Here is a 15302-nt window from a genome sequence, read left to right on the forward strand (position 1 = left end):
AGTTATTCGGCCCTTATCCTATAAAGGCCGATCAGCAAGTGCAAGTAAAATTATTGAATGGAATAAGGTGCTTTCAACAGAGACTAATTAAGCCGCTGATTAATAGCCAGAAATGGCAAAATTGACACTGGGCAAATAATGATCAACCCGGTAATTTTGCTTATCGATCACTCCATCAGCATGGCATTGATAGACTGCATAGCCGGGAGTCTCTCCGCTGGCGGCAAAATCAGCTGAATGGCGTTTAAATTGGACACAGGTAGAAGGAACCGAACAATAGACTGCATTATCGATCTTATATTCGGAGAATTGATGTACATGACCAAATCCACATAATTTCACTTGAGGGTGTTCGGTCACTAATTCCAGTAGCTCGTCTTTATTACTGACACCAATTTCATCCAGCCAGTCACTACCCACGGGAACGGGGTGGTGATGCATATAGATCATGGTAGGTAAATCAGAATTTTCTTCGAGGCAACGTCGAGCCCACTTTAATTCAGATGGATCAATCCGCCCATGCACTTCGTCTTCAATATGACTACTGATCATTAAAATCTGCCAATGATCTGTAAGAATTTGTTTATGGTTAAACAGCGGGGCTTCTGATAGAAAACTGGTTAAATACTCAACTTCGTCATGGTTGCCTGCAAGCGTAAAGACTGGTTTGCCAAATTTAGCCATCTGCTTGGCAAAGAACTGATAGGAGTCTTTTGAATAGTCTTGGGAAATATCCCCGGTAACGATAATTACATCAGGATCAATCGCTCGAGCACGAATATCTTCCAATACCGCGCAGAAGCTTTCTTGTGTATTAACACCCAGCAGACTACCTTGGTCATCAGCAAACAAATGTGGATCTGAAAGGTGCAAAACAGTCATTTCAGGTCGCCCAATAAATAGGCGTTTGCAGTCGTTAGTCAAATCAATCTCCTATCTGTTATTAGTATTATCGCTTATATGCTACTGCAAAAACGCTAAGTGGGTCGTATTCGCAGTGTGAGATTGACCAAATTGTAGACAAAAGTTAAGCCATTCGCCCAAGAATCTATTCAACTGGAGCTTTTCGTCGGGTTGTTTCATCTCGATATTGGGGTAAATATAAACTGGAGGTAGCATCCCTTCGTTCAGCCCTGACAAAACTTCAGCCATCTGAGCGTCGTGGTATAGGCGAACTAGGAACTCGCGATTAACAGCTGCAGCATAGGGAGCCGAGCTATCGCAATACTGTTTCAGCCGATATGTGACGGTGTAACGACTCATTTGTTCCAGTGTTATTACCACATCAGGTTGTTTTTCAATGCTTAGGCAAACCACGTCAGACTCATGGCATAGTATCTTACCAGCGCTACCAACCAGTTTATTCAACTTAAGGTAGTTGCTGGCGCACAACGCCATAAACTCTTTCAGGTCTGGAACATACTTTCTTGCTGAAGGCATAAGCACCCTTGCTAAACGCACACAAGTACATCAAAAACTGTCCATGATACGAGGGTCTGTTGACCTTTCATCAGCAAGTTCCAGTTGCTGCTCATTCAATAAAAACCACTGGACGGCAATTAAAGCCATTGCATTACTAATACCGCCATTAGCCAGAAGTTGCAACATTTCTTGTCGCGTGACTGCTAACACCTTGATATCTTCATGCTCATCGTCCAAACCGGCATAGTCTACCAAGTTTGAGCTATCAACCAAACCCAGAAATAGATCCACGTATTCCGAGGTACCGCCCGGGCTTACCCAGTAACTCGGCATTTCAAGCAGTTTATAAATGCTGCAGCGTGCCTCTTCCTCAGCTTCTCGGTGTGCCACTTCATGCGGGTATTCCCCCTCTTCCACCATCCCAGCAATGATTTCCAGTAGCCAAGGAGAATGCTTATCGTCTAATGCTCCTGGCCGACATTGCTCAATCATGACAAAGCGATCAAGACGTGGATCAAATAACAAAACACCAACTGCATTCCCGCGCTCAAATATTTCACGCTGAATGATAGGACTCCAGCCGCCTAGATATTGCTTATGCCGATAACGATATTTTTCCATGCGAAAGAAACCTTCATACAAAGGTTCCCGACTTACAATTTCCACATCCTGAGGGCCAAATTTTTTGTCCAAAATGTCACCTTATATTCACATAATCATTGTTGAACTAAACAGCGCCGCACCTGTACTGAGACTAAGTCATCCTGCCACAGAGTTGGCACCATGTTAACACTTCATAATCTGTTACACTTACTGTATTGTTTGAAATACCAATAATTACTATGCTTTAGCCAACCAAGAGAGGTGTCCATGGAGCAGCCGATATTTGATTTGGAACAGGCTCGACAAAATATGGTTGAACAGCAAATCCGTCCATGGAATGTGCTGGATAATCAGTTACTGGATTTGATTTCTGGCTTACCGCGCGACAGATTTGTACCTGAAGAATTTCGCTCGCTGGCCTACGCAGACACACAGATTCCACTTGGTCATAGCCAATGCATGATGCCTCCTCGTGAAGAAGCTAGAATGTTACAGGCATTACGTATTCAGCCCAGTGATATAGTGTTAGAAATAGGTACCGGCACAGGCTACTGCACTGCCTTGATGGCACAATTGGCGCACAAAGTTTATAGCGTGGACATCATTGGCGAGTTTATTGAACAGGCAAAAGAGCGTACCCAAGAATTAGGACTCGATAATATTGAGTTTGAAGAAGGTGATGCGGCAGCTGGCTGGCCTCATTACAAGCCTTATGATGTTATTGCCATTACCGGTAGCTTTTATAAATTACCCAAAGCACTCAAGCGCCACCTGCCTATCGGTGGCCGCCTGTTTTGCGTAGTCGGTCAGGAGCCTGCGATGAAGGCAGAACTCATCACCCGAATTGGTGATGATGAATGGCACGAAGAAGTATTGTTCGAAACCGTTTTGCCCTATTTAATCAACGCAAAACGTGCCGAACAGTTTGAGTTTTAAATAATAAAGATAAGCACTGAAACATTAGTGCTTATCGCAACAATCAATTTTGGAATATGGTATGAAGCCTAAAGCAAAGATTAAATTAGTCACTCTGGCAATCTTGTCACTGAGTGGCTTAACTGCAAATGCAAATACAGATCTTCTGGATGTTTATCAAGATGCTCTGAAAAATGATCCGCAATACAAGATCAGTGATGCCAACTTAAGAGCTACCGAACAAGGTGTTCGCATCAATCGTTCAAGCTTATTACCCCAAGTCAGCGCTTCAGCGACAAAAGGCAGAAGTGATTACGACTATTCAGGCCAAGGCCTTGACGGTAGTCCCTCAGACCCTTTTAACAACTCTGTAGACTCAACAACTTACCGTGTTCAACTTAACCAGTCACTATTTGACTGGAATCTGTGGGTTGCTTTGGAACAAGCAGAAATGCGCGTTCGTGTCGCGGAACTAAACCACGCAGCTAATTTACAGGACCTAATGCTTCGCACAGCGCAAGCTTACTTTAGACTGTTAAGTACAGAAGAGGTGCTTGCTGCCACTCGTTCTGAAAAAGAAGCTTTGCAAAGTCAACTTGATATGACTCGTGAACAATTTGAGTCAGGCCTGTCAACTGCTACTGATTATTTGGATGCACAAGCAAACTTTGACCAGGCACAAATCAGCGAGCTTCAATCTGAGAATGAATACTACAACGCCAAAGAAAACTTGCGTGAAATCACTGGACAATATTACGCTGAGCTTGAAGCTACTGGCAATAGTATTAAATTAACACCGCCAACCCCAGAAAACATTGATGACTGGATGCGTGCAGCGCGTGAAGCCAATCTAAACCTTAAAGCAAAGCAGTTTGAAGTAAGAGTTGCTCGCGAAGAAGTCAAGCGTAATCGAAGCGGTCATTATCCCACCGCCGATCTAAGCGTCAGTTACTCTGATCAGGAAACTGAAACAGATCGTTTCTTCCCTGTCCAAAACATTGGTCAAAACACGTTAAATATGCAAGATGGTTATCAAGCCGGTATTACAGTTACTATACCACTGTTTTCTGGTTTAAGGACTTCAGCTCAAACTGAGCAGGCCAAGCAAAATTACCTGCGTACAACGCACGAGCTTGACCAAAGCGATAGGTTGGTTCAGAAAAATGCTCGTATGGCTTACACTAATCTACAAACTGCTATCAAGTCGTTCGAGGCTAACAAACGTGCCTACCAATCAAGTTCGAGTTCATTAGAGTCTACCCAGGAAGGGTATCAGGCAGGTACCAGAAATATTGTCGATGTCTTAATTGCTACTCGGAGCACCTATTCGTCGCAGCGTAATATGATTCGTGCAAAATATGACTACCTTATCAGTAGCTTACAACTAAAGGCAGCGGCAGGAACCTTAACTGAAAATGACTTGGAAATTGTCAATAACTGGTTGGAGCAATACTAACTTAGTGTAATCTCGGTGTTATTGGGCGACTACCTTTATCATAAGTAGGACTCAATAACACTGACTGTTTCATCCAGAGCACCACGGTTAGTGTTAATAACTTCAGCAGCTTTGGCGCCCATATTGAATGCTCTAGCTTTATCTTCAAATAACTGGATGACCACACTGGCTAAATCTTTCTCATCAACCACCATTTGTGCACCACCAGCCTCAATTAAATCAGCAAAAATTTCATTGAAATTATGAATATGGGGACCTGTTAAGACAGGTTTTCCCAACACCGCTGGCTCAATCGGATTGTGCCCACCGATTTCAGCAAAGCTACCGCCTATCCAACAAATATCCGATATATTAAAGGCTTTCATAAGTTCACCCATAGTATCGCCCAATAAGACGTCTGCATTATTGGACCAAGTATCCGGGCAAGAACGACGAGCCACACTATACCCTTCATTTTCAATTAAATGGGCCACGGCTTCAAAGCGTTCAGGATGGCGAGGCACTAGTATTAATTTAGCTCGAGGGATTATATTACATACTATTTTATGTGCCCTTAGTACCGCCTCATCTTCCCCCTTATGAGTGCTTGCAGCAATCCAGACAGGAGCGTCTTTCCAATTAGGATAATACTCATGGTCAGTAAAGGTTGGCACATCCATATCAAACTTTATATTGCCCGTTACTAGCGACCTTTCTTTTGACAACCCAAGTCGAATATAACGCTCTGCATCTTGCTCATTAACTGCTAGCACCTTGACGAAGGCATCCATCATTTCGTTCGCTAGCGACGCAATCTTTTCGTATTTATTGGCCGAACGGCCAGACAAACGCGCATTAGCTAAAATAACAGGGATATTATTGCTTTTAAGATGATGAAGCCAGTTAGGCCACAATTCAGTTTCCATTATGACTAATAATCGTGGCTTAGCACGACGAATGAAGCGCTTAATGGTTCCAGGTAAATCACAGGGTGAGTAGTGGTGTTTCACACGATTACCGAGACCATTGTATATTTGTCGCGCACCGGTGGGGGTTGTTGTGGTTACAATAATATTAAGTTCGGGATATTTAAACAGCAGCTTTTTAATGATAGCAATTGCAGCATTAGATTCACCCATTGAAACTGCATGAAACCAAATACTCTGCTTATACTCTTTACTAACAATTCCAAAACGCTCACGCAATGGCTCACGGTACTGTGGTGGTTTGAAACTTTTGTAAACCCAGCGTACGCATAATAAGGGTGCTGCCAGAATATATAACAATGTATAAAGATAACGTAACAAGTATTTGTCTTCCCTTATGACCAAGGCCTATTAGCCTTATTTATGATTTACTTTTTTCTGCTCTTTGCTTTCGAACTTCTTTGGGGTCGGCAATTAAAGGGCGATAAATCTCAACTCTATCTCCATCGTGCAAAGTGTCTGTTAACTTTGCTAATTTGCTGAAAACTCCAACTTTAGTTTGAGTTAAATCGATCTCAGAGTATAACTCAAGGATGCCAGACTGCCTGATAATCTCTTCAATAGTAGCCGATGCTTCAACCTCAAGCGATAACAATGTCTGCTTTTCAGGAAGTGCATAACAAACTTCCACTGTAATTCTTTCAATTTGGGACATCTAGATATATACCTCTCTCGCCCTCTTTGAAAAAGCATCCACAAATGACTCTGCCATCTGATTAAATACGGCGCCAAAAGCCAAGTTTGTGAGAGGGTTTGAAAACTCAAACTCAACCACTAACTCTATTTTGCAGGCAGAATCACCCAACCCATCAAATGTCCACTGACCAGTCAAGTGCTTAAAAGGCCCCATCACTAACTGCATAGCAATACTTTGATAGGGGTTATTAGTATTTCGAGTGGTGAATTCTTTTGCAAAACCACCTTTTGCTACCGAGAGCATAGCAGTTACTGTATCCTCTGTTCTCTCTAGAACCTTAGCATCATTACAGTTTGGCAAAAACTCAGGATATTTCTCGATATCATCCACTAAATCAAACATTTGTTTTGCCGAAAAAGGTAAAAGCGCTTGTCGCCGAATGGTTTTCATTGCAAAAAAAGGGATAGTAAGGTTAAAAAGTGCGGCAATTGTAACACTCCCATCCCCTGAAATACCAACTATTGAGCAATGGCAGTCAGACACCTATAATGCGGTCTAACTTTGCAATAATTCCAAACAGGATTTACTTTGGCTAAAAAAAAGGGCAAGCCCTCTGGCAATACCATTGCGCTGAACAAGCGCGCGCGTCATGACTATTTCATCGAAGATACCTACGAAGCGGGCCTGGTTTTACAGGGCTGGGAAGTAAAAAGCATACGTGCTGGCAAAGTAAACCTGGCGGAAAGTTATGTTCTACTCAAAGACGGTGAGGCTTTCCTTTTTGGCTGCCACATTACACCATTAATTTCTGCCTCCACTCATGTTGTTGCCGATCCTACACGTACTCGAAAACTTCTGTTACATGATCGTGAGCTAGCACAATTATTCCGTGGTGTTGAGCAACAAGGCTATACAGTCGTTGCACTTGCAATGTACTGGAAGCAACACCGCGTTAAGCTAGAAATTGGATGCGCTAAAGGTAAAAAGCTACACGATAAGCGAGCCACGGAGAAAGAACGCGAGTGGAACAAGTCAAAAGAACGCATAATGAAGCGTCATTAGCGATGGCTATTCATACCCGAAGAATTAAGGTATAAAGTTAAGAGATGCCTCAAGTGTGGTCTACGCCACATCGCGCCATATAGCGCTTTGCTAGTATTTGTTGCACTGTATAGCACATTGATTTTAAACAACTTAATTAAAAGCTCTCAGCTTTCAGACAGATAAGTTGAGCGGCATTGAACATAAGGTAACTCACTTGAAACGTTACACCACAATTTTTCTAGCAATGACTTTAACAGGTTGCTCTTTTATCGAAGATAGAAGCCAAGAACCGGTTGAAATCATAGACATTAGCGATGGCACTCGCTCGAGCTATAAGGGTGGTTCTAATCAGCAGTCAGATACGATTGAATATACTGTTCGCACTGGCGATACTTTAGGCTCAATCGCCAAAAAGATGCTTGGTAATGCCCAACGTTACCTTGAGATTGCTAAGCTGAACAGTATAGAACCACAAGCTCCCATTTACGTTGGCCAAAAGTTGAAGCTTCCAAGCAAAGGCTTAATTTTGGTACAACCAAGAACCACGAAACAGGCTGAAATCAAACCAGAACAGACAACCAATGTAGAAGAGCAGCGTTCAGAAATGGATGCGTTACTGTCCGAGCAACGCTACTACGAAGCTATCGAACATGCTCGTGCCCAAGAAGATTTGTCTGATAATAATGAGTTACAAGAGCAACTTATTATTGCCACACAGAATCAAGTTCGCCTGTTCCGCGAAGAAGGCTTAACTGGCGAAGCAGAAGGCTTGTTACAGATATTAATTGACGATGGACGCCTATCTGACTCGAGCCAACAGATTTTGCTATCTAATCTTGCAGCCCTGAATGTTGAACAGGATCTGGCCGAAGCAAAACAACTGGCTGACCAGCAAGAATTCGATAAGTCTTATGATATCCTACTTAGTGCTTGGCAGGTGTCAGGAGCTCGGTTAGAGTCTAATGCCTTATTCACTGGAACTCGCAATAAAGTTAGCGAGAACTATCATCAAAAAGCACTTCGACTTTATCGTAATCAGGAGCTAGATGAGGCTTTGATTTACTGGGATAAAGTTTTAACTATTAATCCCTCTGATGATCTGGCTCTCGTTTATAAAGACCGAGTTAAATCCTTAAAAGAGCGCCTAGACTCACTATAAATATCACCTGTTATTGAAAACTAAAAAGGCTATCTCTCGATAGCCTTTTTAGTTCAAACATACATCTAACACATTATTTTGTTACGTCAGCTAATCTTTTTCTCAGCCTGAGTCTTTTCCTATTTCTGAGTCAGCTTCATCTTGAGAAATTATCAAGGTTTTATCCAAGTCAGTTATAGTTTCCAGCAAACTGGGATCGGGGGACGTGCTTATATACTGAGTTTGAGTTAAACCTGCCAACTTCTGGGAAAGATCGTTGACCTCCTGTTGCAAGCGGCCTACCTCATCATGAGTATCCACCTTAAGTATATCCGCTTCCCCATGATTTCTCAGTTCTCTTATCACATGCCGCGTCTCATTGACTCGCTGGATAAAGCGGTTGGCTAGCCAATAAACCCCTGAGAAGACTGCCAGCATAATTAAAAACATCCAGATAATCATCGCCAGCAGTGATGACTGAGTGGCACTTTTCAAATTGCTTCGGCTGATAGCAATAAATGCATTGCCAATAACTTTATCCTGATACTTAATCTGCGAGTCGAAAAGAACCACTTCCTGGTCATAATCCGTTAAATTAGAGTATATTTGAGCATCTGATGTCTTCTGCTGTATTTGGCTTGCAGGAGGCAATGAGAATGGCTTACTAATTTGCTCAGGCTGACTGCTACTCTGTACGATCCCATCCTTGTCACGGATTGAAAGATGGCGAATTTGGGAGTTACCAGCAATATCCCGTGTCAACTCCTGCAATGTAATACGCTCCTCAAGCAATAAAGGCTCTCTTGTCTCCTGAGAAATGATTTGTACCATCGAGTTGCCATAATCAAACACCAACTGATTCATTAGTTTATTCTGTTTGTTGTAAACCCAAACCATGCCAAGAATCATGACCAGTAAAACCACAGCGGATAAGCTAATAGCCCAACGTGCCCGCATCGAAACAAAACGAATGCCAGCTAATCCTTCTTTATTCTGAGTCAACTCCTTAGTCAGAGTCTCAATTTCTTCTAACAACTCATCACTGGTAGGGTAACGATGGTCAGGGTTTTTCTGTAGCAAACGGAATATTATACTTTGCCACATGAAACCCTGTTCAGAAACAATATTGATCGGCTGTGGGTTTAAATGAAGAACAGCCTGCATCATGGCAGCATAATTTGGTGCTTGGAATGGAAGTTCGCCTTTGGTGACCTGATAAAGTATCACACCGAGCGAATAGAGATCCGTTTTAAAGTCGACGCCATGTCCGGTAATTTGCTCAGGTGACATATAAGCAGGTGTGCCCATAATTTTATCTTTGCTTTTACCACCTTCATCTTCAAGAAAAAGGTGCTCAACATGAGCAATACCAAAGTCAGTGATTTTAAATCGACGCCCGCCATCTAATACCAAAATATTATCAGGTTTAAGATCGCGGTGAATAACACCGTTTTGGTGAGCGTAATCAAGAGCCAAGGCCAGTTGTTTAGCAAGATCAGATGCTTGCTCTAAACTAAAAGTACCGTTTTGCTGTAAATATTCATCAAGGTTTTGTCCTTCCAATAACTCCATCGCAATGAAAGGACGCTCTTGCCAAATCCCAACATCATAAATAGTCACAATACCAGGATGTCCCAGGCGGCCAGCAGCTTTTGCCTCACGCAAAAAAAGCTCGCGATACTCCTCTTTTTCCACCAGTTCGTGTTTTAAGAGTTTTATCGCGAGCATTCGACCGATTTCTGGATCTTCTGCCTGATAAACCACAGACATAGCTCCTCGGCCAATTTCTTTTACAAGCTTGTAGCGCCCGATGCGCAGGTCGTTATCTTGAGTCATTGATGATTACAGGAATAGCCAGGCAAGAACTCCCAACAGAATAATCGCTGCCACACCCAATGAGCCAATCAGCATCCAGTTCATTTCTTCTTTATCTTCTTGTACCTGAGCTTCATTGCTATCAACTAATGTAAAGAGAAACTCAGTATGACCAACTTGGATTCGATCACCGAATGACAGGATTCGCTCGGAAACCTTCTCACCATTCACAATAGTACCGTTAGAAGACAATAAGTTTAGAATTCGCCACTGGCCATCAGAGAAAGTGATTTGCGCATGAGTTGAAGATGCTGCCGGATCGTATAAGGTCACACTATTGCCCTTACCGCGCCCAATAACATTCTTCCCATATTCGAGCAAAAAAGCCTGTCCAGCATGAGGCTTAGTGGTTGCAAGTAAAGCTGGAACCTTGGTTCCATCATCTTCCAACTTTTGAATTTCCTCTTTAATCATCCTTTCTACTTGACTCGAATCGAAGACCAATGTTCCTTGTGGTCCCGCTTTATCTTCACGAAATTCAGACTTATGTTGTGAAGGATTTTTCTCAGAAGACATACCTACCTCACATTAACCTATTTTAAGGATTGTTTTGATTTTTGTTATAAACTTTTCAAGCGGAGTTTCTTGCTTTTTTGGCTTTGGCTCAGTAACCGGTGATGAAATTAGCATTAAAGAAATATTATCGCTACCCCCATTCTTACATGCTAACTCAACCAAATATTCCACCTTAGCCTGATTATCACGAGGAAGTTTCAAAGCTGCAACGATTTCTTGTCTTGAAAGTTCCTCATACAAACCATCACTGGCAAGCAACAATGACTCTCCATAATCCCACTCACGTTTCAAAGAACCAATATTCAGCTGATTTTCGTTCTCTATACCCAAACATTGGGTAATCACATGGCGCTTTGGATGGTTTTTAACTTCAGTTTGCTCCAATAAGCCAGCATTCACTAGCTTCTGAACCAAAGTATGATCTTCGGTCAACTGAGTCAAATCACCCGTTTCCTGACTCCATAGATAAGCACGACTATCACCTACCCAGGCTATTTCATATTCAGAACCATTAGATTGCACAGCAACCACAGTCGCACCGCGATCTTCCTGCTCATGACGATTATACGCCTTAATCACAGAATGCGCAGAATGCACCGCGTTATGTAAGTTAAAACCTTTAGAAATCGATTTAGAAATCTCTTCAACAGCGTATTGACTCGCTTGTTCGCCTTGCTTAAGACCACCGACACCATCAGACAAAAGCCATAGCCCCAATTCAGCGGAAGCAAAAACCTTGTCATCATTGTTCTGGCGCGACATCCCCTTATGCGAAAGCATGGCAAACTGTATTTTGGACGTTTGTAGACTGCTCATTGCCCCTCCTGTTATTCCAATGGAGTGTAGCCGTTTGTTCTCAAAATGAATGTTAACCAAGCCACAAAATATCTTGAGCTATACCCTTGATATTAATGTACTTACCCCCATTATGCACTATAATGGACAAGAATCTGGGGACGATTTGGATTCGACGTGGATTACGAAACTCCAGGTGCATGCCGAGATGTCAGCGAATCTCGTAAAATCAAAGCTGAAACTTAATAGTTGCAAACGAAGACAACTACGCTTTAGCCGCTTAAGGCTAACTGTCTACTCTGAGCGTCCTTGGTAGGAGCTAGACAGTCAATACAGGGACTCGCAGGTAACTGTGCTCGGCAGCCAACTGTTAAACTTTCCTCGAGACCGTCTTTGAATGCCTGCCCATCGGCACGTCAAAGATTAAAATAATGATGGACCTAAGCATGTAGACCCTCGAGCAGAGGATTCGCGGACGCGGGTTCAATTCCCGCCGTCTCCACCAAACAATAGAAAAGGTCACTTTTAAGTGGCCTTTTTTATTGTTCGTGTGAAATGTAGGTGTTGAGCCCGCGGAGCGGGTTCGACCAATTTGTCAGGAACACATTGGAACATCGGAGCTTGCGACGATGGCCCCAAAGGGGTGAGCACCAGGGATGGTGCGAATAATTCCCGCCGTCTCCACCAATACAAAACCTCAACTCGCAAGAGTTGGGGTTTTGTATTGGCTATAGATTACGGATTTAGAAGCCGCGTAGCGGGCGACCGCCAAGGATGGCGGAAGTGCAGAAAATGCAGGAGCAATTTTCTGGGCGCTGATATCTAGCTCAAAACAATTTTTGACAGCCTTAGCTGGCCTGAGCGTAGCGAAGGCGACGCTCAAGGATGAGCCGAGCTATTCCCGCCTTTCAATTCAAACCCTATGATGGATTAAGGCTAGTGCCTAGCCCATCTATAAAAACTGTATAGCCATAAAAAAGGGCGAACACAGTTCGCCCCCAACAATTGATATTCTCTAATTCGAAGTAAGTATTATCAGCGACTCACAATCTTCGCTACCGTCTCATCAACTTTGTTAATATCGCCGACTTCCTGAAAAACAATGCGCCCCTGCTCGTCTAACAAGGTGAAAACATTAGAATGCGCAACTTCGTTATCTTCGCTTTTCTTATAACGAATATTCAGCGCCATTGCGAGACTTCTTACATCTTGTTTATCACCCGTTAGTAGAGTCCAGCGCTCTGGATTTAACTTTCTTTTTTCAGCGAACTCTTTAAGTACTTTCGCCGTATCACTCGCTGGAGTCAAAGATATCAAAACAAACTCCGTGTTATCCAAGACGTCTTGAGGTAATTTTTTCTCGATGTTCTGCATGGTTGCCACAATAGTCGGGCAGGTATGCATGCAGTGTGTGTATATCAAGCTGACTACTTGTTGTTTACCGGAAAGTGATTGGATATTAATAGTCTGCTCGTCTTGTGTCACCCACTCACTATTTAGGTGATAAATAGAGTCGTCTGGTAAACTTGCTTTACCGTCCTCTGCGTAAGCCTGCCCGCTTAATGCGAGCATCAGAATTACGGAACTAATCTGAAGCCATTGTTTCATGATTGCCTCTCTTGTTTATTGCTGATCGATATCAGCAGCGCAGCGAAATCCTAAATTTGGTAGTGCAAATTTAGCTTCTAAACTGCTTCTAAATCCATAGCGCATAAAAGCAGCATAATCACCCGGGTCTACCGCACCACTTGCTCCACCGGCACAGAATAGCTTGGTATCGATGGTGCTATCGCCACGTGATTCACCCGTTACTAACGCTGAGTTGAAATCTTCAGTCCATTCCCAGATTAAGCCATGCATATCGTACAGGCCCCAATAATTGGGTTGGTTTTGTCCGACTGCTGACAGTTGTTTCTGGCTTGGCCTGCTGTACCACATCAATATCTTTTGCTTATACCCTTCTTCAACACTACCGTCAGCTTGTGTTTCGCTGGCTAAAGCGGCCAGTTCCCACTCACTCACTCGCGGTAAACGTTTGCCTTGCGCCTGGCAGTACGCATCCGCAGCAAACCAGGAAACATTGGTCACTGGGCTGAAGTTTATCTCTTTCGGATAATCTGTATCCGATTGCCAGTGCTGTAAATAATGCTTCTCTACAAACACTTTAGGAGCCTGGGTTTTAGACCAGGCAGGGTTATCATTGATGAATGCCTGAAAGTTCTGATTGGTCACTGGGTGTTGGTCAAGGTAAAAATCATCCACCACCTGAATCGGGCTGTCCTTACTCATATACAACGGACGATACTGCCCCCCTTCTACCAACTCCATTCCTTCTGGAGCCTTGGCAACATCTTTCGCATACAACAAGCTACTGTCACTGACTCCCAAAAGAGCCAGTGACACAGCCAGTAGTTTTAGTTGATGATTAAGCATAGTGCTTTAACCTTTAATAACAGTGATTAGTGAGGCTTTTGTGCTCTAACTTTTTTCACTTGCTCTACAGTGATTTCACCACCATTGTTATCCCAGCTGTTAAGCAGATAAGTCATGACATTGGCAATCTCGTCATCGCTTAATTGCATAGCAGGCATAACGCTGTTAAATGATTCACCGTTGACTTTAATAGGACCTTCAAGACCATGAACAATGGCGTGGACACCTCGCAACGGATCTTCATTTAAGTAATCAGACTTGGCAACCGGCGGGAATGCTGAAGGAATACCTTGGCCATTCGGTTGGTGACAAGCCATGCAGTTCGCATCGTAAACACGTTTACCAAACTTGATTTTCTCTTCTAGATTGGTTGCTTTTACCTCAACTACTTTTTTGTCGACGCTTTGTACTGCTGAACCTTCTGGACGATAAATACGGTCATCGATTTTGCCTGAATAAATGGCCTTGTCTTCTTTACCAGAAACAGCCAGCATACCTAGAGCACCCTTGTTGAAAGCACGGAATATTGAGTGATCAACAAGAATCAGATTTCCCGGAACCTCTACTTTAAACTCAACAATAGCTGAGCCGCCTGCAGGAACTAGAGTTGTCTGAATGTTTTCATTCACAAGATTGCCACCTTCAACATACACTTTGTCAAAGATTTCACCGATCACGTGGAATGAAGATACTAAATTAGGACCACCATTACCGACATATAGACGCACTGTTTCGCCGACATTGGCTTTTAGTGATTTGTCACCGGTCAAGCTTCCAACCGCACCGTTGAACACAACATAATCAGCGTGCTCATCAATCGCTTTTTGCATGTCAAAAGGCTGTAGACCAGGATCGCCATACTTACCTTTAGTATAGAAGTCGCCTTGCATTACATAATATTCGCGATCAACTTTAGGCAAACCTTCTTTAGGTTCAACCAAGATCAAACCGTACATACCATTAGCAATGTGCATACCAACAGGCGCCGTTGCGCAGTGATAAACATATAGGCCAGGGTTCAGTGCTTTAAACGCAAATGTTGAAGTATGGCCAGGAGCTGTAAAAGATGAAGTCGCGCCACCACCCGGGCCTGTTACTGCGTGTAAATCAATGTTGTGTGGCATTTTAGAAGAGGGATGGTTAGAAAGGTGGAACTCAATCTCGTCACCTTCTTTAACCCGGATAAAGCTACCCGGTACAGTGCCGCCAAACGACCAATAAACATACTCAACACCATCTGCCATGGTGCCAACTTTCTCTACTGTTTCCAGCTCTACCACTACCTTGGCATTGTGCTCACGCTCAATTGCCGGCGGAACCTCTGGAGGTGATGTTAAAATTGCCTGCTCAGTTGGTAGATCTTTTGCCATTGCACTGTTTATTAAGCTTAAAGTTGCTAAACCCAATAAAGTTTTCTTAAACAATTTATTCTTCAACATGGAATAATCTCCTAGAATTGCTTTTTAACCAATATAACAAATACTTATTTTGAGGTTAGTATGA

At 43.0% G+C, this 15302-nt stretch carries 16 protein-coding genes and 1 other RNA gene; 5 read left to right on the top strand and 12 right to left on the bottom strand.

Annotation, left to right across the window (positions count from 1 at the left end; genetic code table 11):
- Positions 1-99: 99 nt before the first annotated feature.
- The 3 genes from cpdA to KKOR_RS10115 are packed head-to-tail and all read right to left on the bottom strand — an operon-like array spanning position 100 to position 2115.
- A complete protein-coding gene (cpdA, locus tag KKOR_RS10105) occupies positions 100-924 on the bottom strand; it encodes a 3',5'-cyclic-AMP phosphodiesterase (RefSeq protein ID WP_015781024.1) in 825 nt (274 codons plus the stop codon).
- 39 nt (positions 925-963) lie between these two features.
- A complete protein-coding gene (locus KKOR_RS10110; protein WP_015781025.1) occupies positions 964-1440 on the bottom strand; it encodes a DUF1249 domain-containing protein in 477 nt (158 codons plus the stop codon).
- Between the two features lie 30 nt (positions 1441-1470).
- Positions 1471-2115 carry an NUDIX domain-containing protein gene (locus KKOR_RS10115; RefSeq protein WP_015781026.1) on the bottom strand — a complete coding sequence of 215 codons (645 nt, stop codon included), beginning with the start codon at positions 2113-2115 and terminating at the stop codon, positions 1471-1473.
- Between the two features lie 177 nt (positions 2116-2292).
- Between KKOR_RS10115 and KKOR_RS10120 the strand changes: the two genes are divergently transcribed.
- Positions 2293-2961 (top strand): protein-L-isoaspartate O-methyltransferase family protein, encoded by a 669-nt coding sequence (locus KKOR_RS10120; RefSeq protein WP_015781027.1) that lies wholly within the window; start codon positions 2293-2295, stop codon positions 2959-2961.
- Positions 2962-3022: 61 nt separating this feature from the next.
- Positions 3023-4396 (top strand): TolC family outer membrane protein, encoded by a 1374-nt coding sequence (locus tag KKOR_RS10125; RefSeq protein ID WP_015781028.1) that lies wholly within the window; start codon positions 3023-3025, stop codon positions 4394-4396.
- A 38-nt stretch (positions 4397-4434) separates the two neighbouring features.
- Here KKOR_RS10125 and waaA read toward each other — a convergent pair whose 3' ends face one another.
- Genes waaA through KKOR_RS10140 form a run of 3 tightly spaced genes read right to left on the bottom strand, consistent with a single transcriptional unit; the run spans position 4435 to position 6448 of the window.
- On the bottom strand, positions 4435-5682 hold the full coding sequence (gene waaA / locus KKOR_RS10130) for a lipid IV(A) 3-deoxy-D-manno-octulosonic acid transferase (protein WP_041296045.1): 1248 nt from the start codon (positions 5680-5682) through the stop codon (positions 4435-4437).
- A gap of 40 nt (positions 5683-5722) precedes the next feature.
- Positions 5723-6016, bottom strand: a complete 294-nt coding sequence (locus KKOR_RS10135) for an RnfH family protein (protein ID WP_015781030.1) — start codon at positions 6014-6016, stop codon at positions 5723-5725.
- On the bottom strand, positions 6017-6448 hold the full coding sequence (locus KKOR_RS10140; protein WP_015781031.1) for a type II toxin-antitoxin system RatA family toxin: 432 nt from the start codon (positions 6446-6448) through the stop codon (positions 6017-6019).
- A gap of 138 nt (positions 6449-6586) precedes the next feature.
- On the opposite strand from KKOR_RS10140, the gene smpB reads away from it, so the two are divergent.
- On the top strand, positions 6587-7060 hold the full coding sequence (smpB, locus tag KKOR_RS10145; RefSeq protein ID WP_015781032.1) for an SsrA-binding protein SmpB: 474 nt from the start codon (positions 6587-6589) through the stop codon (positions 7058-7060).
- A 196-nt stretch (positions 7061-7256) separates the two neighbouring features.
- Positions 7257-8201: a LysM peptidoglycan-binding domain-containing protein gene (locus KKOR_RS10150; protein ID WP_143715062.1), complete on the top strand. Its 945-nt coding sequence runs from the start codon at positions 7257-7259 to the stop codon at positions 8199-8201.
- Positions 8202-8303: 102 nt separating this feature from the next.
- Here KKOR_RS10150 and KKOR_RS10155 read toward each other — a convergent pair whose 3' ends face one another.
- From KKOR_RS10155 to KKOR_RS10165, 3 genes are read right to left on the bottom strand one after another with little or no spacing between them, the layout of a single operon-like run.
- Complete coding sequence (locus KKOR_RS10155) at positions 8304-10016, bottom strand: serine/threonine protein kinase (RefSeq protein WP_015781034.1); 1713 nt, start codon at positions 10014-10016, stop codon at positions 8304-8306.
- 6 nt (positions 10017-10022) lie between these two features.
- Positions 10023-10571 carry an FHA domain-containing protein gene (locus KKOR_RS10160; RefSeq protein WP_015781035.1) on the bottom strand — a complete coding sequence of 183 codons (549 nt, stop codon included), beginning with the start codon at positions 10569-10571 and terminating at the stop codon, positions 10023-10025.
- Between the two features lie 12 nt (positions 10572-10583).
- Positions 10584-11387, bottom strand: a complete 804-nt coding sequence (locus KKOR_RS10165; RefSeq protein ID WP_015781036.1) for a PP2C family protein-serine/threonine phosphatase — start codon at positions 11385-11387, stop codon at positions 10584-10586.
- Positions 11388-11523: 136 nt separating this feature from the next.
- Here KKOR_RS10165 and ssrA point away from each other — a divergent pair.
- Positions 11524-11871: a transfer-messenger RNA gene (gene ssrA / locus KKOR_RS13440) on the top strand.
- A gap of 530 nt (positions 11872-12401) precedes the next feature.
- Here ssrA and KKOR_RS10170 read toward each other — a convergent pair.
- From KKOR_RS10170 to nirK, 3 genes are read right to left on the bottom strand one after another with little or no spacing between them, the layout of a single operon-like run.
- Positions 12402-12974 carry an SCO family protein gene (locus KKOR_RS10170; RefSeq protein WP_015781037.1) on the bottom strand — a complete coding sequence of 191 codons (573 nt, stop codon included), beginning with the start codon at positions 12972-12974 and terminating at the stop codon, positions 12402-12404.
- Positions 12975-12989: 15 nt separating this feature from the next.
- On the bottom strand, positions 12990-13799 hold the full coding sequence (locus KKOR_RS10175) for a formylglycine-generating enzyme family protein (RefSeq protein WP_015781038.1): 810 nt from the start codon (positions 13797-13799) through the stop codon (positions 12990-12992).
- 26 nt (positions 13800-13825) lie between these two features.
- Positions 13826-15238 (bottom strand): copper-containing nitrite reductase, encoded by a 1413-nt coding sequence (nirK, locus tag KKOR_RS10180; RefSeq protein ID WP_015781039.1) that lies wholly within the window; start codon positions 15236-15238, stop codon positions 13826-13828.
- Between the last annotated feature and the right edge of the window lie 64 nt (positions 15239-15302).

The sequence above is a fragment of the Kangiella koreensis DSM 16069 genome (assembly GCF_000024085.1).
GTDB lineage: Bacteria > Pseudomonadota > Gammaproteobacteria > Enterobacterales > Kangiellaceae > Kangiella > Kangiella koreensis.